The organism is Georgenia sp. Z2081, from assembly GCF_055326445.1.
Genome location: NZ_JBUZNK010000001.1, coordinates 478,474 through 499,010, shown reverse-complemented (window position 1 = coordinate 499,010; position 20,537 = coordinate 478,474). Strand labels below are relative to the sequence as shown.

The window sequence follows — 20,537 nt, the reverse complement described above, 5'->3', positions numbered from 1 at the left end:
CTCAGTCCCGGCCGTGCAGGACCTCGTACTCGAGGAAGACGATCCCGCGCCCCACCACCTGGTCGCTCCGGAGTGCGAGGTCGAGGCGGACGCCGTCGGGCAGGAACCTCAGCCCCGACCCGATCGAGACCGGGTAGACGACGGGCATGACGGCGTCGACGAGCCCGTGGCGCAACGCGTGGGCGGCGAGCGTGGGTCCGTCGATGGTGAGGTCCTCGTCCGAGGCCTCCTTGAGCGCGCGGATCTCGTCGGGGTCGAAGGTCCGCCGAAGGCCGGTGCGCGCGGTGATCGGCTCGGCGAGCGTCGTCGAGAAGACGATCTTGTCGGCGCGCTGCCAGATCTGGGCGAACTCGGCGGCCTCGGGGCCCTCCTCGGCGATCGCCGGGTCGGTCTCCCAGACGTGCATCATCTCGTACATCTTCCGGCCCATGAGATAGGTGCCGACGTCGGCCATCGCGTCGTTCATGGCCTGATGGTCGCCGGCCTCGGGGACGGCCCAGGAGAAGTCGCCGTTCTCGTCCTGCACGTAGCCGTCCAGCGAGACCTGCATCGAGTAGATGAGCCGTCCCATGCCGCTCCCTCGCGGTCCTGTGCCGGCTCCGTCCGTCGGCCGGGTGGCCGGGCGACCCGGCGGCCGGTGCGCAAGAACATACTCCTGCGCGGGCGCGCGCGCAGGCCGGTGACGAGCGCGGGCAGGTCCCTACAAGGGCCGACCACCCACCGGCACGTGACGCGCACGGGCCGCCTCGGCAAGCTTGTCGTCGAACGTGGCCAGTGCCGACCCGGAGGTCACGGCGGTGTCCAGCGCGCAGCAGTCGGGCAGCTTCAGACCGGTCTCGACCCGCAGAGTCGCGAGCCGGAGCGGCTCACCCTCGCGCGGCACGACGGCCTGGATCCCGAGAGCGTTCAGATCGGCCTGCAGCTCGTCCCCGCGGCCGACGCGCACTCCGCCGACTAGAACCTCGGCGAGGTTCAGCGGATGGATGAGCAGCTCCTCGTCGGCATGTGCGCGCAGGTAGGCGGTCGCCGCCTCGTGGTGGAGATCCTTGGGCCGCAGGTGGGCGATGACCACGCTGGCATCGAGGGTGATCACGTAGGCCAGTCGCGTCGGAGCTCATCAAGGTGGTCGTCCCCGAACGCCTCCGCGTAGCTGCCGCTGGTCGCCTCGATCGCAGCGAGTCGGCGACGAACCCTGCCGGCGCGCTCCTCCTCGAGTGCCTCGCTGCCGGTCTGGACCAGCCGCACCAGCAACCTGGAGCGTGACTCACGAGGCCAACGACGCGCCGCGACGTCGAGTGCGCGCGCCACCTCGTCGGTCTCAGTGACCTGATGGCGCGGTCGGGTGGTCGGCATCCCCCCAGTGTACCACCAGCGACCGCGGTGACCCACGGGGGCGGGACACTCACGTCGACCATGGGCCGGCGAGATCCCCCTGGTCCACGTCGGGATCCAGACCTCACTCCGGCCGGGCGGCCGATTCACCTGGTCCTCCTCCGGCGGCAGCAAGTGCGCACCGGTAGAGACGATGTGCGCTGGACGACCGACGCCGCACGGATGTCGGAGTGCCCTCGTAGCGTCATCAGCATGGGGGAACAATGAGACGCACCAGCGACAACCGCACCACCCTTGCTTGGCACGAGGCCGCGCTCGTCACGACAGGCTGCAGCATGGTCAGCCTCGCGGCGACTTTCCTGGTGGTCTGGTTCGTGGGTCAGGAGGGCGATCCGTGGACGCGGGCCGACGATGCCGCGACGCGTTGGGGCGCCCAGCTCGCTCATTCGATTGGTTGGGTATGCGCGATGCTCGTCGCCACCCTCGGCGCGATCCTCGCGACTCTCGTCGCAACTCGCCGGTCGGATGACCCAGATGCAGTGAAGCTCCGTCACCACCTCACGTGGGCCGGCCACCTGACCGTCGCGGCGTTCCTACCCGCGCTACTTCTCGTTACATGGGTCAGCGCCACGTCCGCTGCCGCTTTCGGCACCATGTTCGTCCTGGTCCCGACACTCTCGCTGATACTCGCCTCCTCGGTGGCGATCGGCACGTTTCACATCCCCGGCGCTGCGCGCACTTCGCTGACCGATCGCGATCGGTCAGTCGAGCGTGTCGATCGGCCGAAGGACAGGCCCTCATCAGGAAAAGCAGAGAGGGCGTTCCTCGTCGCCGCCTCGGTCGCGGCGGGGCTCATCGCCTCACGTTCGAGTCGCCGACCGGCTGCGCGCGTATCGGGTCACCGGCCCCTCGGCCACTGACCGTGCCGATGTCACCGCTGATCGATCAGCAATCCCGATGACCTGCGTCCACCACGCCCCCTCAGGCGGCGACGAGCGACTCGATCGCGCTCCGGAACAGCTCGAGGCCGTCGGTGCCGGCGCGCGCGCCGTCGGCGGTGTCGGGCCCGAACCCGCGCTCGACGGCGTGCTCCGGGTGCGGCATCAGCCCCACCACCCGACCGCTCGCGTCGGAGACGCCCGCGATGTCCCGGAGCGACCCGTTCGGGTTCACGCCCACGTACTCGAAGACCACACGCCCCTCGGCGGCCAGCTCGTCGAGCGTCTCGTCGGTCGCGACGTACCGGCCCTCACCGTTCTTCAGCGGCACGACGATCTCCTGGCCCGCCTCGAACCGGTTCGTCCAGGCAGTACGGTTCGACGCCACGCGCAGCCGCTGCTCCCGGCACACGAACCGCTGCCGCTCGTTGCGCACGAGCGCACCGGGCAGCAGGTGGGCCTCGCACAGGACCTGGAAGCCGTTGCAGATGCCGAGCACCGGCGTGCCCGCGCGCGCCGCGTCGACCACCGAACGGATGACGGGCGCGAGGGCAGCGATCGCACCGGCGCGCAGGTAGTCGCCGTAGGAGAACCCACCGGGCAGCACCACGGCGTCGACGCCCCTGAGGTCGGCGTCGGCGTGCCACAGGGCCACCGGCTCCGCGCCGGCGAGGCGCACCGCGCGGGCGGCGTCGACGTCGTCGAGGGTGCCGGGGAAGGTGACCACACCGATGCGTGCGGTCACCGCGCGACCTCGGCGTCGTCGTCGGCGTCGCTACCGGGACCCGCCGCGTCACCGGCAGGACCACCCAGGCCCGCGGCGACGTCGGCGGCCTGCCCCGCGGCGGCCGAGCCCGCCCCGGCTCCCCCTCCGGTGACCTCGGCGCGCACGGCGACGACGTCCTCGATGACCGGGTTGGACAGCACGTCCTCGGCGGCCCTCCGTGCGGCGTCGAGGTGGGCGTCGGTCACGTCGCCCTCGACGCTCAGCTCGAACCGCTTGCCCTGGCGCACGGCGAAGCCGGCGAGTCCCTGGTGCTCGAGCGCGCGGGCGACGGCCTTGCCCTGCGGGTCGAGGATCTCCGGCTTCGGCATGACGTCGACGACGATGCGCCCCATGTGATGTCCCTTCGTGACGGCTGGCCTCAGGGTATGCCGGGGCGCGATGTCAGACGTCCGCCGTCTGACCGGTGAGCGTCTCGTACGCGGTGACGTAGCGCTCGCGCGTGCGCTCGACGACCTCGGTGGGCAGCGGGGGCGGCGGCGCGTCCGAGGCGCGGTCCCAGCCCGAGTCGGGCGAGGTGAGCCAGTCACGCACGTACTGCTTGTCGATGCTCGGCGGGGTCGACCCCGGCACGAGGTCCTGAGCCCGCCAGAACCGGGAGGAGTCGGGGGTGAGGACCTCGTCGGCGAGGACGAGCTCGGGGTCGCCGGGGCGGTTCTCGCGGCCGAACTCGAACTTGGTGTCCGCGAGGACCAGGCCCCGCGCGGCCGCGATCTCGGCGGCCCGGTCGAAGACGGCGAGCGACCGGTCACGCAGGCGGCGCGCTGCGGTGACGCCGACCTTGTCGACGGACTGCTCGAAGGTGATGTTCTCGTCGTGCTCGCCGACGGCCGCCTTCGACGCCGGCGTGTAGATCGGCGGGTCGATGCGGTCGCCGTCGGTCATGCCCGGCTCCAGCTCGACCCCGCAGACCTCGCCGGTCGCGCGGTACTCCGCGAGCGCCGAGCCGGTGAGGTAACCACGCACCACGCACTCGACGGGGTACATCTGCAGGCGCCGGCAGATCATCGCGCGGCCCGCGACCTCGGCCGGCACGTCGAGGGAGACCACGTGGTTGGTGACGAGGTCGCCGAGCTGCTCGAACCACCACAGGGTCAGCTGCGTGAGGACGACCCCCTTGCCCGGGATCGGCGTCGGGAGCACGTGGTCGAACGCGGACAGGCGGTCGGAGGCCACCATGAGGACGACGTCGCCGCCGCGGCCGGACTCCTGGTCGGCGGGCACGTACATGTCCCGGACCTTGCCGCTGTAGACGTGGCTCCAGCCGCGCAGGTGCGGCGCCTCACCGACCCCGATGCTCATGCCGTCATCTTCTCACCGGGGCGCGTGCCGGGACAGGGACGTCCGTCCGGGGGGCCAGGGGTGGGCGGCGACGTCAGGCCGTCTCGGGAACCTGGACGCGCCCCTCGACGGCGCGGTTCGACGCACGGGTGCGCCGCGACGTCAGGCGGTGTCGGGAACCCGGACGCGCCCCTCGACGGCCGCGAGCGCGATGTCGGTCCGGTGCTGCGACCCCTCGAGCCGGATCTCGGCCACGCCCGCGTAGGCGGCGTCTCGGGCGGCGGCCAGATCGGCGCCCTGCCCGACGACGGTGAGCACCCGCCCGCCCGCAGACACCACCGCGCCGTCCGCGGTGTTCGCACTCTCGGTGGCCCCGTCGCGGTCAGGGGTCTCGTCGTCGTCCGGTCGGACCGCGTCGGCCGTCCCGGCGTGGACCACGTGCACGCCCTCGACGGCGTCGGCCGCGGCCAGCCCATCCACGACGTCGCCGGTGCGCACCATGCCGGGGTAGCCGGCGGACGCGACGACCACGCCGACGACGGCGCCCTCGTCCCACTCGAGCACGCCGCCCTCGGGCAGGCTCCCGGTGGCGGCCGCGTGCAGCAGCCCGGCGAGCGGCGTGCGCAGGCGCGGCAGCACGACCTGCACCTCCGGGTCGCCGAACCTCACATTGAACTCGATGACCCGCAGCCCCCGCGAGGTCAGCGCCAGCCCGCAGTACAGCAGCCCGACGAACGGCGTCCCCCGCCGCGCCAGCTCGGTGACGACCGGCCGCGCAACACGCTCGACCACCTGCTCGGTGAGGTCCTCCGGCGCCCACGGCAGCGGCGAGTACGCGCCCATGCCGCCGGTGTTGGGGCCGGTGTCGCCGTCGCCGATGCGCTTGAAGTCCTGCGCCGGCGCGAGCGGGAGGACGCGCTCGCCGTCGGACAGGCAGAACAGCGAGACCTCCGGGCCGTCGAGGAACTCCTCGACGACGACGGCGGCGCGCCCCCCGGTGGACTCGTCGCCCCCGACGGCGGGCGCCAGGCAGGCCACCGCGTGGTTGAGTGCGGCGTCGCGGTCGTCGGTGACGACCACGCCCTTGCCGGCGGCGAGACCGTCGTCCTTGACCACGAAGGGCGGGCCGAAGGCGTCGAGCGCGCTCTCCACCTCGTCGAGGGTGACGCACACGTGGGCCATCGCCGTGGGGACCTCTGCGAGCGCCATGATCTCCTTGGCGTAGGCCTTGGAGCCCTCTAGCCGGGCCGCCTCCCCGCTGGGCCCGAACACGGGGATCCCGGCCGCGCGCACCGGATCGGCCACGCCCGCCACGAGCGGGGCCTCCGGACCGACGACGACGAGGTCGACCGACGTCTCGATCGCCAGCCGGACCACCGCGGCGCCGTCGAGGATGTCGATGTCGACCCGCTCCCCCAGGTGGGCGGACCCGGGGTTGCCGGGGGCGAGCACGAGGGACTCGGTGACGGGGTCGGCGGCGAGGGCGCGGGCGAGCGCGTGCTCACGGGCACCGGAACCAAGGAGCAGGATCTTCACCCGCGCAAGGGTACGGGTGAGTGGGCACACCCCTCATGGGCCGCCCAGGTCGGCCGGCCCGGGGCGGTGGCGCGGCGCCCCCGCGCGCGACCAGCCAGCGCTGGACGATTCCGGCTGGCGAGTGAGCGGAGATCTGTCCGACGAGTGAACGCGGTTCCGCCCCACGAGTGAGCGCGGTTCCGCCCGCCGGGACGGCGCGGAGGTGTTGCCGTCCCGGGCGAGACCTGTCTGTCGCAGCGATATTGACAGCGAAGCTAGCAATCACGCCGATATCGACAGCCGCGCTCAGAAACGAACTATCCGCTCCCCCGCCTGTGGTCGCCGAGGCAATGGGGTAACCACCGAGGCAGCGCCCCGGGGGCATTGACTGGGCACTTACCCGATTGCCTCGATGGGGAGAGCGGCCGCGGCGGCACCGCTGGCGAGGGCGCGGGCAGAAGTCCGCTCACTCGCCATGCGGAGCGGACAGATCCCCGCTCACTCGCCGAGCAGAATCCCGCTCACTCGCCGGATCGGCCCTGCGCAGCGGCGATGCGCTCGCGGAGCCTGGCCAGCTGGTCGCGCACCTCGGCCGGCACCTTGTCGCCGAACTGCTCGAGGTAGGCCTCGGTGGCGTCGGACTCTGCGGCCCACGCGGCCGGATCGACCCGGAAGATCTCCTCGAGCACCTCGGGCGCGAGGTCGAGCCCCGTGAGGTCGAGGTCCGCCGCGCGCGGCATCCGCCCCGTGATGCCGTCCACGGCGTCGACCTCCCCGCTCACGCGGCGGATGATCCAGTCCAGCACCCGGGAGTTGTCGCCGAACCCCGGCCACATGTACTTCCCGTCGGCGTCCTTGCGGAACCAGTTGACCTGGTAGATCCGGGGCGCGTTCTCGCCGAGCTTCTCGCCCATGCGGAGCCAGTGCCCCCAGTAGTCGGCCATGTTGTAGCCGCAGAACGGGAGCATGGCGAACGGGTCGCGCCGCAGCGCGCCCACGGTCCCCTCCGCGGCGGCGGTCTGCTCGGAGGCCACGGTCGCGCCCATGAACACGCCGTGCTCCCAGTCGTACGCCTCGGCGACGAGCGGCACGTTCGACGCGCGCCTGCCGCCGAAGAGGATGGCGTCGATCGGCACGCCGGCCGGGTCCTCCCAGTCGTCGGCGATCGTCGGGGCCTGTGCGGCGGGCGCGGTGAACCGGCTGTTGGGGTGCGAGGACGGGGCCTCGCTGTCCGGCGTCCAGCTGTTGTCCTGCCAGTCGGTGAGGTGCGCCGGCGCCTCGTCGGTCAGTCCCTCCCACCAGACGTCGCCGTCGTCGGTGAGGGCGACGTTCGTGAACAGGATGTTCTCGGTGAGGGTGTCGACCGCGACCGGGTTCGTCGACCGTCCCGTCCCGGGCGCGACGCCGAAGAAGCCGGCCTCCGGGTTGATCGCGTAGAGCCGCCCGTCCGCGCCCTGCCGCATCCAGGCGATGTCGTCCCCGACGGTCTCGACCTTCCAGCCCTCGATCGTGGGCTGCAGCATCGCGAGGTTCGTCTTGCCGGTGGCCGACGGGAACGCACCCGTGACGTGGTAGGACCGCCCGGTCCGCTCGTTCGTCAGCTTGAGGATGAGCATGTGCTCGGCCATCCAGCCTTCGTCCCGGGCGATGACCGAGGCGATGCGCAGTGCGTAGCACTTCTTGCCCAGCAGGGCGTTCCCACCGTACCCGGACCCGTAGGACCAGATCTCGCGGGTCTCGGGGAAGTGGGTGATGTACTTGTCCTCCGAGCACGGCCAGGGGACGTCCGGCCGTTCGTTGCCCTCGGCGTCGATCAGCGGGTAGCCCACCGAGTGCACGGCGGGCACCCAGAACTCACCACCCTTGATGAGGTCGAGCGCGGGGGTGCCCATGCGCGTCATGATCCGCATGTTGGCCACGACGTAGGGCGAGTCCGTGACCTCGACGCCCAGCTTGGAGATGTCCCCGCCCAGCGGACCCATCGAGAACGGGACGACGTACATCGTGCGCCCGGCCATCGCACCGGCGAACACGCCGCGCAGCGTCTCCTTCATGGCCGCCGGATCCGCCCAGTTGTTCGTCGGGCCGGCGTCCTCCTCCCGCTCCGAGCAGATGTAGGTCCGCGACTCCACGCGGGCGACGTCGGAGGGCAGGGACCGCGCGAGGAAGCTGTTGGGCCGCCGGTCCTCGTTCAGCCGGACGAGCGTGCCGGACTCGACCATCTCGGAGGTCAGCCGGTCCCACTCCTCCTGCGAGCCGTCCACCCACTCGACCTTCGCGGGCCCGGTGAGCTCCGCGATGCCGACGACCCAGGCGAGCAGGTCCTCCGGGACTCCCTCGGGCGCCGATGCTCGGGCCAGATCGACGGCCGGGCTCTGGGTGGTCATCACCGATCATCCTCCTTGATGCCGGGGGTCCGCTCCCCCGGTGCTGATCGTGCACCGAGCGCCGCGAACGGCGACATCGGTGGTGATCTACCCACGTACGACCCGCCCGCGGACCGCTACCGTGACGCCATGAGACGTCATCGCCAGCCTAGCGGGCTGTACCGCCGCATCATGGCCCTTCTGTCCCTCCCCGTCCTCCTCCTCGTCCTGTCCGGCTGCTTCCGGGCGGAGACGACCTTCGAGATCGGGACGGACGGCAACACCACGATCAACGCCCAGGGCGTCGCCACCATGCCGGGCGTGACCCGTGAGCAGGTCGACTGCCAGGAGATCTCCGACAGTGGCGACGCGCCCGTCAACGGCGGCACCGTGACGGCCGAGGACTACGAGGAGAACGGCCAGCCGGGCTGCACCGTCGAGGCGACCGGCCCCACGGACCAGATGACCAACGACGACGGCAGCTACGTCGTCACGCAGGAGGGCGACGTCCTCACGTTCCAGCTCCAGGGCGACCCGACGATCAACCCCGACGAGATGGCCGCCCTGGGCGGCGCCCCCGAGCTCACCACCACCGTGGTCTTCCCCGGCGAGGTCATCGACGGCGGCGGCGGCGAGGTCGACGGCAACCGGGTGACGTTCACCGGCATCGAGCACATGCGCGACGGGATCACGGCCACCGGCTCGGCGTCCCCGGGATTCCTCGACAGCATCCCCGGCTGGGCGCTGTGGGTCGGCATCGGCGTCGTCGTGCTCATCGTCGTGCTCATCGTCGTGGGCGTGGTCCGCAGCGGCTCCAAGAAGAAGCGTGCCGCGGCCGCGCAGCAGTCCGGCGGCTACGGCGGCGGTGGCTACGGCGGTGGCGGCTACGGGCCCGGCGGCTACGGCGGCCAGCAGCAGTGGGACCAGGGACAGCAGTGGGGCGCCGGCGGGCAGCCCGGGCAGCAGTGGGGCGCGGGTTCCCCCGGCCAGGCCGGATGGGACCAGCAGGGTCAGCAGTGGGGCGGCGGCCAGCCCGGCCAGCAGTGGGGCGCACAGAGCCCGGGCCAGGGCCAGCAGGGCTGGGGCCAGCCCGGCCAGCAGCCGCCTCCCGGACAGCCGGGTCAGCCCGGCCAGCAGCCCCCGCAGGGCCAGGGCTGGCAGTAGACCCCCGCACGACGCCGGAGCGCACCCCCGGCGTCGACGCCCGCCCCGCGTGACGGGCCGGGTCCCGGACGTCCAGTAACGACGACGGCCGCCTCCTTCGGGAGGCGGCCGTCGTCGTCGGGCGGGGCGCGTTGTCGTCCGTCCGGGGTCCGTCTCGGCGGAAACCGACGCGAGGGAGCCGTCGTCGTCGGGCCCCGGACGCGGCGTCGTCGGGCGTGGCCCGTCTGCCGGGCCGACGACCGAGCCCGGTCAGTCGATGAGGTCGTGGCGGACGATCGTGGCCTCGCGGTCCGGTCCGACGCCGATCGCCGAGATCCTGGTCCCGGACATCTCCTCGAGGGCGAGGACGTAGTCCTGCGCGGCCTGCGGCAGGTCCTCGAACCGCCGCACGTCGCTGATGTCCTCCCACCAGCCGGGCAGCTCCTCGTAGATCGGCGTCGCGTGGTGGAACGCCGACTGGTCGGCGGGCATCTCGTCGTGGCGGACGCCGTCGACCTCGTAGGCCACGCACACCGGGACCCGCTCCAGGCCGGTGAGGACGTCGAGCTTGGTGAGCACGAGGTCGGTGAGCCCGTTGACGCGCGAGGCGTAGCGGGCGATGACGGCGTCGTACCAGCCGGTCCTGCGCGGGCGCCCGGTGGTCACGCCGAACTCGCCGCCGGTCTTGCGCAGGTGCTCGCCCATGTCGTCGTCGAGCTCGGTGGGGAACGGTCCTTCGCCGACCCGCGTCGTGTAGGCCTTGATGACGCCGACGACCCGGTCGATCCGCGTGGGACCGATGCCCGAGCCGGTGCAGGCACCGCCCGCCGTCGCGGAGGAGGAGGTGACGAACGGGTAGGTGCCGTGGTCCACGTCGAGCATGGCCGCCTGGCCCGCCTCGAACAAGACGATCTTGCCCGCGTCCAGCGCCTGGTTGAGCTCGAGGGCGACGTCGCTCACCATCGGGCGCAGCCGCTCGGCGTGAGTGAGGAGCTCGTCGACGACGACGTCGACCTCCGCCGCGCGCCGGTTGTAGAGCTTGACGAGCACCTGGTTCTTGAAGTCGAGCGCGGCCTCGACCTTCTGCCGCAGGATCGACTCGTCGAACAGGTCCTGGACGCGCAGGCCCACGCGGCTCATCTTGTCCGCGTAGGTGGGTCCGATGCCGCGGCCGGTGGTGCCGATCTGGCGCTTGCCGAGGAAGCGCTCCGTCACCTTGTCGAGCGTGCGGTTGTAGCTGGGGATGAGGTGCGCGTTCGCGGAGACCCGCAGGCGCGAGACGTCGACGCCGCGGGCCGCCAGGGCGTCGAGCTCCTCGAAGAGCACGTCGACGTCGACAACGACGCCGTTGCCGATCACCGGGATCACGCCGGGGCTGAGGATGCCCGACGGAAGCAGGTGGAGGGCGTACTTCTCGTCGCCGACGACCACCGTGTGACCCGCGTTGTTGCCGCCGTTGAACTTGACGACGTAGTCGACGCGGCTGCCGAGCTGGTCGGTCGCCTTGCCCTTGCCCTCGTCGCCCCACTGGGCCCCGACGACCACGACTGCCGGCATGTGCTGCTCCCTCTGCTCGCTGGCGCCGGGCGCCCCGACGACCGCTCGAGCGTACCCGGGCGCGCCGACCCGGGCCGGGCGCTCCGTGTCACGCGTGCTCGAGGACGGCGGGCACGTGTGCGACGGCGGGCCGGGCGCCCGTGTCCACGATCCGGAACCGCGGGCGGCGGCGGGCGCCGCGGTGGGGTGCCGGTGCGAGGCTCGGCGGCATCGACCCCGAGGAGCTTGAGATGACCGCGATCGCCGAGAACGCCACCGCCCTGGTCGGCCGGACCCCGCTGGTGCGCGTGGGCCGCCTCCTGCACGACGACGCAGGGCAGGCACCGCCGGCCACCGTGCTCGGCAAGCTCGAGGCGTACAACCCGGCCTCCAGCGTCAAGGACCGCACGGCGCTGTCGATCGTGCGGGCGGCGGAGGCGGACGGGCGGCTCGGCCCGGGCGGGACGATCCTCGAGGCGACCAGCGGCAACACCGGCATCGCGTTCGCGTGGATCGGGGCGCTCCTCGGCTACCGGGTGGTCATCGTGCTGCCCGACGACGTGTCCCACGAGCGCCGCGCCCTCATCCGTTCGTTCGGCGCCGAGCTCGTCCTCACGCCCGGCGCCGAGGGCATGGCGGGGGCTAACCAGTACGCCAACCGGCTCGTCGAGGAGGACCCGACGCTGTTCCTGTCCGGCCAGGGCGGCAACCCGGCCAACCCGGGGGTGCACGAGGCCACGACCGGCCCGGAGATCTGGGCGGACACCGGCGGGCGGGTCGACGTGCTCGTCGCGACCACGGGCACCGGCGGCACCCTGAGCGGGGCCGGGCGGTTCCTGCGCACGAAGAACCCGGACGTCCGGCTCGTCGGCGTCGAGCCCGCGGAGGCCCCAGTGCTCAGCGGCGGCGAGTGGCAGGCGCACAAGATCCAGGGCATCACCGGGGGCAACGGGGTGCCGCCCGTGACCGACCTGGAGCTCATCGACGAGATCGTCACCGTCCCGCAGGACGAGGCCATCGGCTGGGCGCGGCGGGCGGCGCGCACCGAGGGGCTGCTCCTCGGTGTCTCCTCCGGGGCGGCCCTGCACGCGGCGGCACGGCTCGCGCGCCGACCGGAACACGCGGGGCAGACGATCGTGGCGATCCTGCCCGACGGCGGGGAGCGCTACGTCTCCTCCGAGCTCTTCGACCACGTCCGCCCGGCCGTCGACTGACCCCCCGCTCCACGAATGCGGGGAGTTTTCCTCACGAATGAGGGGAGCTTTCGTCACGAATGAGGGGAACTTTCCTCACGACTGAGGTCGGTTCGGTCCACTTCGTGCACGACGGCGGGGCGGCCGGCGCTACGGGCTCGTCAGGCGATCTTCGTGCCCGCCGAGCCGAGCCACTCGCAGGACTCGACGATGCGCTGGGCCATGCCGGCCTCGGCCGCCTTGCCCCAGGCGCGCGGGTCGTACTGCTTCTTGTTGCCGACCTCGCCGTCGATCTTCAGCACGCCGTCGTAGTTGCGGAACATGTGCTCCACGACCGGGCGGGTGAACGCGTACTGCGTGTCGGTGTCGACGTTCATCTTGATGACGCCGTTGCGCACCGCGGTCGCGACCTCCTCGGCCGTCGAACCCGAGCCGCCGTGGAAGACGAGGTCGAACGGGTTCTCCTTGCCGACCTCCTTGCCGACGGCCTGCTGGATCTCGCCGAGCAGCTCGGGACGCAGCTTGACGGCGCCCGGCTTGTACACGCCGTGGACGTTGCCGAAGGTCAGCGCCGTGAGGTAGCGGCCCTTCTCGCCCGTGCCGAGGGCGCGGGCCGTGGCCAGGCCGTCCTCCGCGGTGGTGTACAGCTTCTCGTTGATCTCGGCCTCGTGGCCGTCCTCCTCGCCGCCGACGACGCCGATCTCGATCTCGAGCAGCGTGCGGGCCGCGACGGACTTCTCGAGGAGCTCCTCGGCGATGCGGAGGTTGGTCTCGAGGTCGACCGTCGAGCCGTCCCACATGTGCGACTGGAACGCGGGCAGGCGGCCGGCGTCGACCTCGGCCTTGGCGATCTCCAGGAGCGGGCGCACCCACGAGTCGAGGTTCGACTCGGCGCAGTGGTCGGTGTGCAGCGCGACGGTCACCGGGTACCGCTTGGCGACCTCCTTCGCGTACGCGGCGAGGGCGAGGGAGCCGGCGATGCGGTCCTTGACCGTGGAGCCGGACGCGTACTCCGCGCCACCGACGGAGACCTGGATGATGCCGTCGGACTCGGCCTCGGCGAAGCCGCGCAGCGCGGCCGTGAGGGTCTGCGAGGACGTGACGTTGATGGCCGGGTAGGCGAACTTGCCCGCCTTGGCCCGGTCGATCATCTCGACGTATACGTCCGGGGTAGCGATGGGCATCGTGGACCTCCTGAACTGGGGCGTGGTGCTGTCGGCCCGATCATCCCACCGATCCGGGCGCGATGTCCGGGGCATCCGTCCCTCCGACATGTCCGGGGCATCCGTCGCTCCTGGGACGGCGGCCGACGTGCCCGCGTGCCCGAGGTCGCCGAGAGGGCGCCGGAGGGAGTCGGCATCGGTGCACCTACCCGAGCACCGCGTGCTGCGTCATCCACGCGTGCATGGCGATCGCGCCGGCGGCGGCCACGTTGAGCGACCGCGTCGAACCGTGCTGGGTGATCTCGAGCAGGAGGTCGCAGCCGGCCAGCAGCTCGTCCGGCAGCCCCGCCGACTCCTCGCCGAGGACGAGGACCGCCTCCCGCGGCAGCGCCCGCCCCTCGAGCGGGACGGCGCCCGGCAGGTTGTCGAGCCCGAGCACGGCGAGCCCCCGGCAGCGCGCCCACGCGAGCAGGTCCGCGGCGTCCGCGCGGTGCTCGACGTTCAGGTAGCGATCCGTGACCATGGCGCCACGGCGGTTCCACCGGCGCCGGCCGACGATCTGCACCGACGCCAGGTTGAACGCGTTCGCGGTGCGCACGAGCGAGCCGATGTTGAGGTCGCGCCCGGTGTTGAGCAGTGCGAGGTGCAGCGGGTGCGCCCGGGAGGCGAGGTCGGCGCGGATCGCCTCGACGCTCCAGTACCGGTAGTGGTCCGCGACGTTGCGCCGGTCCCCCGCAGCCAGCAGCTCGGGGTCCAGCCGCGGGTCGTCCGGCACCTCTCCCTGCCACGGTCCGACGCCGACGCTGCGCTCGTCGTCGTCGGCGATGTCCGGGGTGTCGGCGGGGAAGCTCCTCGGCTCGGACTCCCTCGGTTCGCCCTCGTCCGGCACCCCGCCCCGTCGAGTCAACCGGGCAACCGCCGAGTCAGTCGACGCGGGGCGCTGACTCACCGGTTTGCCGACTGCCTCGGCGACAGGAGGGGGCTGGTCAGGGCTGGCGGCGGCAGGAGGGAGGTGGTCGGCGGCAGCAGCGGGGTGGTCAGCGGCAGGCGGGAGGTGGCCGGCCACGGCACTTTGGGGCCCGCCGGCGGCGGGAAAGCGCCGGTCGGCGGATGAGCGACTCGGCTCGTCAGGCAAGGCCGACGTCGGCGAGCTCGAGCGCGTTGAGGTAGCGGTGACCGGCCTCCTCGACGGCCTCGCGGGCACCCGTCGCGCGGTCGAGCACCACGAGGACGGCGGCGATCTCCGCCCCCGCCTCGGCCACGGCGTGCGCGGCGGTCAGGGCGGAGCCGCCGGTCGTCGACGTGTCCTCCACGACGACGACCCGCCGGCCCGCGATGTCCGGGCCCTCGATCCTCCGCTGCATGCCGTGGGCCTTGGCCTCCTTGCGCACGACGAACGCGTCCACCCCCTGACCCCGCGACGACGCGGCGTGCATGATCGCCGTCGCCACCGGGTCGGCGCCGAGGGTGAGCCCGCCGACGGCGTCGATCTCGCCGGCCCCGAGCCCCTCCTCCTCGAGCAGGTCGAGCAGGACGTGCCCGAGCAGCGGACCGGCCTCCTGGTGCAGCGTCACGCGACGCATGTCCACGTAGTAGTCGGACTCCTTGCCCGAGGAGAGCACGACCCTCCCGCGCACCACGCCGAGCTCGCTCACGAAGGCGGCGAGGCGGGCGCGCTGGGGGTCGTTCGAGGCGGTAGCGGGCGTCGAGGTCACGGGCCGAGGGTAGCCGGACCCGGCACGACGCCGGACCTCACCCGGCGCCCGCCGCCGCGCCCACGCCCACGCGCTCGGCGTCGTCGTCGCCCAGCTCTGCCGCCTCGGCGTCCGTGAACAGGCGCGAGCGGATGAGGAACCGCACGCCGTCGGGCGCCTCGAGGGAGAAGCCGGCGCCGCGGCCCGCCACCACGTCGATCGTCAGGTGCGTGTGGCGCCAGACCTCGAACTGGTTCCGGCTCATCCACACGGGCACGGTGAACGCGTCGTCGGACGAGGGATCTCCTCCGGCCTCCCCCGGGACCGTGAGGTCGCCGAGGTGGACGTCGGCGTCGCCGGTGAGGAAGTCGCCCTGCGCGAAGCACATGGGGGACGACCCGTCGCAGCAGCCGCCGGACTGGTGGAACATCAGCTCGCCGTGCGTGGCGCGCAACCGCCGCAGCAGCGCCGCGGCATCGTCGGTGAGCGCGACCCGCTCCGTCGTCGTCATGTCAGGTCCTTCCCTTCCCGGGGTGCCCGACCCGACCGGGCCGGGCACCCGCCGTCGGGACGGCTCAGAAGAATCCGAGCCGCTTCGGTGCGTAGCTGACCAGGAGGTTCTTGGTCTGCTGGTAGTGGCTGAGCATCATCTGGTGGTTCTCCCGCCCGATGCCCGAGCCCTTGTATCCGCCGAACGCCGCGCCGGCCGGGTACTGGTGGTAGGTGTTCGTCCACACACGGCCCGCCTGGATCGCGCGGCCGGCCCGGTAGCAGGTCGTGGCCTCGCGGGACCAGACGCCGGCGCCGAGCCCGTAGAGGGTGTCGTTGGCGATGGAGATGGCGTCGTCGAACCCGTCGAACCTGGCCACGGACACGACCGGGCCGAAGATCTCCTCCTGGAAGACGCGCATCGAGTTCTGGCCCTCGAAGATCGTCGGCGCGACGTAGTAGCCGTCCGCGAGGTCGCCGTCGTGCTCGAGCCGCTCGCCCCCGAGGAGGACCTTGGCGCCCTCCTGCTTGCCGATGTCGATGTAGGACAGGATCTTCTCGAGCTGGTCGTTGCTGGCCTGCGCGCCGACCATCGTCTCGGTGTCGAGCGGGTTGCCGGCCTTGACGGCGCGGGTGCGCTCGATGGCGTCGGCCATGAAGGAGTCGTAGATGTCGCCCGAGACGAGCGCCCGCGACGGGCACGTGCAGACCTCGCCCTGGTTGAGCGCGAACATCGTGAAGCCCTCGAGGGCCTTGTCGTAGAAGTCGTCCTTGGCCTGGGCGACGTCGGAGAAGAAGATGTTCGGGCTCTTGCCGCCGAGCTCGAGGGTGACCGGGATGATGTTCTGGCTGGCGTACTGCATGATCAGCCGGCCGGTCGTGGTCTCGCCCGTGAAGGCGATCTTCCGGATGCGCGGGTTCGAGGCCAGCGGCTTGCCGGCCTCCGCGCCGAACCCGTTGACGACGTTGAGGACGCCCGGGGGCAGCAGGTCGGCGATCTTCTCCACCACGTAGAGGATCGACGCCGGGGTCTGCTCGGCCGGCTTGAGGACGATCGCGTTGCCGGCCGCGAGCGCCGGGGCCAGCTTCCACACCGCCATGAGGATGGGGAAGTTCCAGGGGATGATCTGCCCGACGACGCCGAGCGGCTCGTTGAAGTGGTACGCCACCGTGTCGCCGTCGATCTCGGTGAGGCTGCCCTCCTGGGCGCGGATCGCCCCGGCGAAGTAGCGGAAGTGGTCGATCGCCAGCGGGATGTCGGCGGCCAGCGTCTCGCGGACGGGCTTGCCGTTCTCCCACGTCTCCGCGACGGCGATCTCCTCGAGGTTCTCCTCGATCCGGTCGGCGATCTTGTTGAGGATGATCGCCCGCTCGGTCGCCGACGTCCTCCCCCAGGCGGGGGCGGCGGCGTGGGCGGCGTCGAGGGCGGCCTCGATGTCGTCGGCGTCGCCGCGGGCCACCTCCGTGAACGTCTTGCCCGTGAGCGGGCTCGGGTTCTCGAAGTACCGGCCGTTGACGGGGGCGCGGTACTCCCCGTTGATCCAGTGGTCGTACCGGGAGCGGTAGCTGACGATGCTCGACTCGGTTCCCGGGTTGGCGTAGACGGTCATTCGGGTCACGACTCCTTCGACGTCGGTGCCACGTCGTCGTGGCGGGTCCGTCGAGCATAGGTTCGCGAGGCGCTCGGCGGCAGGGTGGGTCGACAGGTCGCGCAGATGTGCGGGGGCGCCGACCTCGTGTCGGCGGGCGGCGCTACCGTGGGCGCATGCGGATCGCCACCTGGAACGTCAACTCCGTGCGCACGCGGGTCGACCGCGTCGTCGCCTTCCTCCAGCGGTGGGACGTCGACGTCCTGGCCATGCAGGAGCTCAAGTGCAAGCCCGAGCAGTTCCCCATGGCGGCGTTCGAGGAGGCCGGCTACGAGGTGGCCCTGCACGGCCTCAACCAGTGGAACGGCGTGGGGATCGCCTCGCGCGTGGGACTCGAGGACGTCGCCGTCGGCTTCCCCGGCATGCCCGAGTTCGGGGACCCGCCCGTGGCCGAGGCCCGCGCGATCGGTGCGCTGTGCGGCGGCGTCAAGCTGTGGAGCCTCTACGTGCCCAACGGCCGGGAGATCGACCACCCGCACTACGCGTACAAGCTGGAGTGGCTCGCCACCCTCAAGGACGTGGCGCGCGGCTGGCTCGAGGACGATGCCGACCGGCGCATCGCGCTCATGGGCGACTGGAACGTCGCGCCCCAGGACGAGGACGTCTGGAGCATGGAGTTCTTCGAGGGCAGGACCCACGTGACCGCCCCGGAGCGGGCCGCGTTCGCCGCGTTCGAGGACGCCGGGTACGCCGAGGTCACGCGCCCGCACACGCCGGGCGTCTACACCTACTGGGACTACCAGCAGCTGCGCTTCCCCAAGGGCGAGGGCATGCGCATCGACTTCGTGTACGCCTCCCCCGAGCTGTCGACGAAGGTGACCGACGCCTACGTCGACCGCGAGGAGCGCAAGGGCAAGGGCGCCTCGGACCACGTGCCGGTGATCGTGGATCTCGACCTGGTCAACTAGCGCGCGTCGAGCGCCGCCACGACCTGCTCGTTGAGCTCGGGCCAGATCACGCCGTGGACCTCGGTGTCGAACCGCTTCGCGCCGAGGAACGCCGCCGCCGCGCCGCGGGTCGGGTCCGCCCACAGGAACGAGCCGGACTGGCCGAAGTGGCCGAACGTCGTCGGGGCCACGCCCGGCCCCGTCCAGTGGGGGTCCTTGTCGGAGCGGACCTCGAACCCGAGCCCCCAGTCGTTGTGCGCCTGCCGCCCGAAGCCGGGCAGCACCCCGGACAGCCCGGGGAAGACGGTCGCGGTGGCCTCGGCATGAAGCTCGGCCGAGATCAGCGCCGGGTCCAGCAGCTCGAACCCGTAGGTGAGGAGGTCGGCGGTCGAGCCTGAGTAGCCGTGCGCGCAGCTGCCCTCGGTCACCACGGACGTCAGACCGAGCGGCTCGACCACCTGCGCGCGGACCCACTCGTTGATCGGTGCGCCCACGCGGCTCCCGACGAGCTCGCCGAGCGTCTCGAACCCGAGGTTGGAGTACACGCGGCGCTTCTCGGGCGCCTGGCTCGGGCCCCCGGCGTCCATCGGGAGGCCCGAGGCGTGCGCGAGCAGGTGACGGACCGTCGAGCCCTCGGGGCCGGCGGACTCGTCGAGGGTGAGGTGCCCGGCCTCGACGGCCACGAGGGTGGCCGTGGCCGTCAGCAGCTTGGTCGTCGACTTCCACGGCAGGACCCGCTCGACGTCGCCGTCGGACGAGACCACGCCGTCCTCGTGCGTGGCGACGAGCAGCGCCACGTCGAAGTCGAACCGGTCGAGTGCGGGGTAGGTGGCCACGCCTCCAGGGTGTCACGGACCGCCCGACGCCGGAGCGGCACCCTCGCGCCGGGAGGTCACCTTCGGGACGGGAGGTCACCGTCGGGACGGGCGGCACGGGCGGCGCGGTTCGGACCGGTCGGCGCGGTTCGAACCCGTTGGCGCGGTTCGGACCGGGCGGCCGACCGCTACACGAGCGGCCAGGGGAAGGCCATCCCGGTGAGGTCCACCGGCAGCCGGCCCTCGGTGACCAGCCGTAGCGCCCGACGACGAAGAGCGTCCACCTCGTCGTCGTCGAGGAGCGCGGCGATCTCGTCGTCGACCTCGGTGACGACGGGGGCGACGGCGGCGAGCAGGTCGGCGTCGATGCGCTCGTCGGCGAAGTCCCAGATGACGGTGCGCAGCTTCGGCCGGGCCGAGAAGCAGAGCCCGTGGTCGATGCCCCAGACGCGGCTGTCCTCGCCGCGCAGGACGTGGCCCGACTTCCGGTCGGTGTTGTTGGTCAGCACGTCGAACACGGCGATCCGCCGCAGGTCGTCGTGGGTCTCGGGCGCGTCATCGACGAGGGTGAAGTAGTGGGCGGACCGGTCGTGCTCGACGAACCTCTGGAGCGAGCCGACGCCGAACGGCACCTCCTCACGGAGCACGGTGGTCGGGACCAGGTGCCAGCCGAGCGACTCGCTGAGCAGGTACGCGGCGCGCTCGCGGCGGTAGAGACCGGGCGGGAAGTCGCGCAGCGGCGCCTCGCCGAGCTCGGGCTTGTAGATCGCCCACGTCAGGTCGCCCTCCCCGGAGACCTCGACGAGAAAGGTCTCGTTGCTGGAGTCCGCGAGCCGCCCGATCACCGTGATGTCGCCGTGCAGGAGCAGGTCGGTGGTACCGGACGGGTCGGTGGCACCGCACGGGTCGGTCGCGGCGGCCGCTCCGGGTGATCCGGTCAGGTCCGCGGTTCGCGGCGCGCCACCCTGCGCCTCCTCGCCGGCCCTCGCGTGCTCCCCCGCCGGGCCGCCCACCGCACGCTCCGCGTCCACCGGGACGCCCTCAGGAGATCCGCAGGTCGCCGAGCGACTCGAGCGTGGAGTTGACGGTGAGGACCACCGGGTCGCCCGCCTGCGGGTACGCGATCGCGGAGACGGAGCACGGGGCGACGGTGAGGCGCTGGAACCGGTCGAGGGACAGGTCGAACGCGTAGGACAGCGCCGCCTTGATCGGGTCGGCGTGCGAGAAGCACACGACCGTCGACCCCCGGTGCTCCGCCCGGATCCGGTCGAGCGTGGCCGCCATCCGCTCCTGCATCTCGACCAGGCTCTCCCCGCCGGGGAAGCGGAACTCGGCGGGACGCTCCTGCACCGTGCGCCACTCGGGCAACCGCGCGAGGTCGGCGAGCGGCTCTCCGGTCCAATCGCCGACGTCGGACTCGAGCAGCCCCGGCTCCTCCACGACCGACAGACCCGTGCGGCGGGCCAGGGGCTCCGCGGTCTCCCGCGCGCGCTCGAGCGGGGAGGAGAGGATCGTCGACGGCGACGCCGCTGCGAGCCGTTCCGCGACATGTTCCGCCTGGTCGCGGCCCCGCTCGGACAGATTCAGACCGGGTGCACGTCCGGGCATGACACGTCCGGTGGTCGGCGTCGTGCCGTGCCGCACCAGCAGGACCAGCGTGGGCGGGGCTGCCTTCTCCTCGGTCATCGCCTCCAGCCTAGGCACGTCCTTGCCACCGGGCCGTCCGGCACCGGGGCGGGGAACGGCCGGGAC

Annotated in this window: 20 protein-coding genes and 1 pseudogene; 4 read left to right on the top strand and 17 right to left on the bottom strand. The window is 72.3% G+C overall.

Features of this window, described 5'->3' with window-relative positions; genetic code table 11:
- Position 1: 1 nt before the first annotated feature.
- The 3 genes from ACZLKG_RS02335 to ACZLKG_RS02325 all read right to left on the bottom strand — a co-directional run bounded on the left by ACZLKG_RS02335 (position 2) and on the right by ACZLKG_RS02325 (position 1,353).
- Entirely contained in the window at positions 2-571 is a 570-nt protein-coding gene (locus tag ACZLKG_RS02335; protein ID WP_463647798.1) for a dihydrofolate reductase family protein, read from the bottom strand.
- Positions 572-700: 129 nt separating this feature from the next.
- Complete coding sequence (locus ACZLKG_RS02330) at positions 701-1,093, bottom strand: type II toxin-antitoxin system VapC family toxin (RefSeq protein ID WP_463647797.1); 393 nt, start codon at positions 1,091-1,093, stop codon at positions 701-703.
- On the bottom strand, positions 1,090-1,353 hold the full coding sequence (locus ACZLKG_RS02325) for a hypothetical protein (protein WP_425707598.1): 264 nt from the start codon (positions 1,351-1,353) through the stop codon (positions 1,090-1,092). Before ACZLKG_RS02325 ends, ACZLKG_RS02330 begins: the two co-directional genes overlap by 4 nt.
- A gap of 242 nt (positions 1,354-1,595) precedes the next feature.
- On the opposite strand from ACZLKG_RS02325, the gene ACZLKG_RS02320 reads away from it, so the two are divergent.
- Positions 1,596-2,252, top strand: a complete 657-nt coding sequence (locus tag ACZLKG_RS02320; RefSeq protein WP_463647796.1) for a hypothetical protein — start codon at positions 1,596-1,598, stop codon at positions 2,250-2,252.
- A gap of 61 nt (positions 2,253-2,313) precedes the next feature.
- Here the strand turns inward: ACZLKG_RS02320 and purQ are convergent, their stop codons facing one another.
- The 5 genes and pseudogenes from purQ to ACZLKG_RS02295 all read right to left on the bottom strand — a co-directional run bounded on the left by purQ (position 2,314) and on the right by ACZLKG_RS02295 (position 8,237).
- Positions 2,314-3,015: a phosphoribosylformylglycinamidine synthase subunit PurQ gene (purQ, locus tag ACZLKG_RS02315; protein ID WP_425707596.1), complete on the bottom strand. Its 702-nt coding sequence runs from the start codon at positions 3,013-3,015 to the stop codon at positions 2,314-2,316.
- A gap of 134 nt (positions 3,016-3,149) precedes the next feature.
- A pseudogene (locus ACZLKG_RS02310) lies at positions 3,150-3,389 on the bottom strand (phosphoribosylformylglycinamidine synthase subunit PurS); the annotation flags it as partial.
- A gap of 49 nt (positions 3,390-3,438) precedes the next feature.
- On the bottom strand, positions 3,439-4,356 hold the full coding sequence (locus ACZLKG_RS02305; protein ID WP_463647795.1) for a phosphoribosylaminoimidazolesuccinocarboxamide synthase: 918 nt from the start codon (positions 4,354-4,356) through the stop codon (positions 3,439-3,441).
- Positions 4,357-4,497: 141 nt separating this feature from the next.
- Positions 4,498-5,871: a phosphoribosylamine--glycine ligase gene (gene purD / locus ACZLKG_RS02300; protein ID WP_463647794.1), complete on the bottom strand. Its 1,374-nt coding sequence runs from the start codon at positions 5,869-5,871 to the stop codon at positions 4,498-4,500.
- A 500-nt stretch (positions 5,872-6,371) separates the two neighbouring features.
- On the bottom strand, positions 6,372-8,237 hold the full coding sequence (locus tag ACZLKG_RS02295) for a phosphoenolpyruvate carboxykinase (GTP) (RefSeq protein ID WP_463647793.1): 1,866 nt from the start codon (positions 8,235-8,237) through the stop codon (positions 6,372-6,374).
- A 171-nt stretch (positions 8,238-8,408) separates the two neighbouring features.
- Between ACZLKG_RS02295 and ACZLKG_RS02290 the strand changes: the two genes are divergently transcribed.
- Positions 8,409-9,380 (top strand): LppM family (lipo)protein, encoded by a 972-nt coding sequence (locus ACZLKG_RS02290; protein WP_463647792.1) that lies wholly within the window; start codon positions 8,409-8,411, stop codon positions 9,378-9,380.
- A 249-nt stretch (positions 9,381-9,629) separates the two neighbouring features.
- Here ACZLKG_RS02290 and ACZLKG_RS02285 read toward each other — a convergent pair whose 3' ends face one another.
- Positions 9,630-10,916, bottom strand: coding sequence for an adenylosuccinate synthase (locus ACZLKG_RS02285; protein ID WP_463647791.1), 1,287 nt, complete (start codon positions 10,914-10,916; stop codon positions 9,630-9,632).
- A gap of 230 nt (positions 10,917-11,146) precedes the next feature.
- Here ACZLKG_RS02285 and cysK point away from each other — a divergent pair, with 230 nt between their 5' ends.
- Positions 11,147-12,109 (top strand): cysteine synthase A, encoded by a 963-nt coding sequence (cysK, locus tag ACZLKG_RS02280; RefSeq protein ID WP_463647790.1) that lies wholly within the window; start codon positions 11,147-11,149, stop codon positions 12,107-12,109.
- Between the two features lie 140 nt (positions 12,110-12,249).
- Here the strand turns inward: cysK and fbaA are convergent, their stop codons facing one another.
- The 5 genes from fbaA to exaC all read right to left on the bottom strand — a co-directional run bounded on the left by fbaA (position 12,250) and on the right by exaC (position 17,044).
- Positions 12,250-13,272 carry a class II fructose-bisphosphate aldolase gene (gene fbaA, locus ACZLKG_RS02275; RefSeq protein WP_463647789.1) on the bottom strand — a complete coding sequence of 341 codons (1,023 nt, stop codon included), beginning with the start codon at positions 13,270-13,272 and terminating at the stop codon, positions 12,250-12,252.
- A gap of 184 nt (positions 13,273-13,456) precedes the next feature.
- On the bottom strand, positions 13,457-14,158 hold the full coding sequence (locus ACZLKG_RS02270; RefSeq protein WP_425707588.1) for a TrmH family RNA methyltransferase: 702 nt from the start codon (positions 14,156-14,158) through the stop codon (positions 13,457-13,459).
- Between the two features lie 220 nt (positions 14,159-14,378).
- Complete coding sequence (pyrE, locus tag ACZLKG_RS02265; protein ID WP_463647788.1) at positions 14,379-14,966, bottom strand: orotate phosphoribosyltransferase; 588 nt, start codon at positions 14,964-14,966, stop codon at positions 14,379-14,381.
- A 37-nt stretch (positions 14,967-15,003) separates the two neighbouring features.
- The gene (locus ACZLKG_RS02260; protein WP_425707586.1) at positions 15,004-15,456 is read right to left on the bottom strand and encodes a DUF779 domain-containing protein; all 453 of its coding nucleotides are present in this window, start codon (positions 15,454-15,456) and stop codon (positions 15,004-15,006) included.
- A gap of 64 nt (positions 15,457-15,520) precedes the next feature.
- Positions 15,521-17,044, bottom strand: coding sequence for an acetaldehyde dehydrogenase ExaC (gene exaC / locus ACZLKG_RS02255; protein WP_463648070.1), 1,524 nt, complete (start codon positions 17,042-17,044; stop codon positions 15,521-15,523).
- Positions 17,045-17,199: 155 nt separating this feature from the next.
- Between exaC and ACZLKG_RS02250 the strand changes: the two genes are divergently transcribed.
- Positions 17,200-17,991 (top strand): exodeoxyribonuclease III, encoded by a 792-nt coding sequence (locus ACZLKG_RS02250; protein WP_463647787.1) that lies wholly within the window; start codon positions 17,200-17,202, stop codon positions 17,989-17,991.
- Here the strand turns inward: ACZLKG_RS02250 and ACZLKG_RS02245 are convergent.
- The 3 genes from ACZLKG_RS02245 to ACZLKG_RS02235 form a co-directional block, all read right to left on the bottom strand.
- On the bottom strand, positions 17,988-18,806 hold the full coding sequence (locus tag ACZLKG_RS02245; RefSeq protein WP_463647786.1) for a serine hydrolase: 819 nt from the start codon (positions 18,804-18,806) through the stop codon (positions 17,988-17,990). The two genes, ACZLKG_RS02250 and ACZLKG_RS02245, sit on opposite strands and share 4 nt — an antisense overlap.
- A 167-nt stretch (positions 18,807-18,973) precedes the next feature.
- The gene (locus ACZLKG_RS02240) at positions 18,974-19,654 is read right to left on the bottom strand and encodes an SCO1664 family protein (protein WP_463648069.1); all 681 of its coding nucleotides are present in this window, start codon (positions 19,652-19,654) and stop codon (positions 18,974-18,976) included.
- Between the two features lie 172 nt (positions 19,655-19,826).
- Positions 19,827-20,471 (bottom strand): histidine phosphatase family protein, encoded by a 645-nt coding sequence (locus ACZLKG_RS02235; protein WP_425707582.1) that lies wholly within the window; start codon positions 20,469-20,471, stop codon positions 19,827-19,829.
- Positions 20,472-20,537: the final 66 nt, after the last annotated feature.

What these genes read in the sequence shown, in the direction of transcription:
- ACZLKG_RS02335 (WP_463647798.1), bottom strand. Translation starts at nt 571, where the DNA reads ATGGGACGGCTCATCTACTCGATGCAGGTCTCGCTGGACGGCTACGTG.
- ACZLKG_RS02325 (WP_425707598.1), bottom strand. Translation starts at nt 1,353, where the DNA reads ATGCCGACCACCCGACCGCGCCATCAGGTCACTGAGACCGACGAGGTG.
- ACZLKG_RS02320 (WP_463647796.1), top strand. Translation starts at nt 1,596, where the DNA reads ATGAGACGCACCAGCGACAACCGCACCACCCTTGCTTGGCACGAGGCC.
- ACZLKG_RS02305 (WP_463647795.1), bottom strand. Translation starts at nt 4,356, where the DNA reads ATGAGCATCGGGGTCGGTGAGGCGCCGCACCTGCGCGGCTGGAGCCAC.
- ACZLKG_RS02295 (WP_463647793.1), bottom strand. Translation starts at nt 8,237, where the DNA reads ATGACCACCCAGAGCCCGGCCGTCGATCTGGCCCGAGCATCGGCGCCC.
- ACZLKG_RS02290 (WP_463647792.1), top strand. Translation starts at nt 8,409, where the DNA reads ATGGCCCTTCTGTCCCTCCCCGTCCTCCTCCTCGTCCTGTCCGGCTGC.
- ACZLKG_RS02285 (WP_463647791.1), bottom strand. Translation starts at nt 10,916, where the DNA reads ATGCCGGCAGTCGTGGTCGTCGGGGCCCAGTGGGGCGACGAGGGCAAG.
- cysK (WP_463647790.1), top strand. Translation starts at nt 11,147, where the DNA reads ATGACCGCGATCGCCGAGAACGCCACCGCCCTGGTCGGCCGGACCCCG.
- fbaA (WP_463647789.1), bottom strand. Translation starts at nt 13,272, where the DNA reads ATGCCCATCGCTACCCCGGACGTATACGTCGAGATGATCGACCGGGCC.
- ACZLKG_RS02260 (WP_425707586.1), bottom strand. Translation starts at nt 15,456, where the DNA reads ATGACGACGACGGAGCGGGTCGCGCTCACCGACGATGCCGCGGCGCTG.
- exaC (WP_463648070.1), bottom strand. Translation starts at nt 17,044, where the DNA reads ATGACCGTCTACGCCAACCCGGGAACCGAGTCGAGCATCGTCAGCTAC.
- ACZLKG_RS02250 (WP_463647787.1), top strand. Translation starts at nt 17,200, where the DNA reads ATGCGGATCGCCACCTGGAACGTCAACTCCGTGCGCACGCGGGTCGAC.
- ACZLKG_RS02235 (WP_425707582.1), bottom strand. Translation starts at nt 20,471, where the DNA reads ATGACCGAGGAGAAGGCAGCCCCGCCCACGCTGGTCCTGCTGGTGCGG.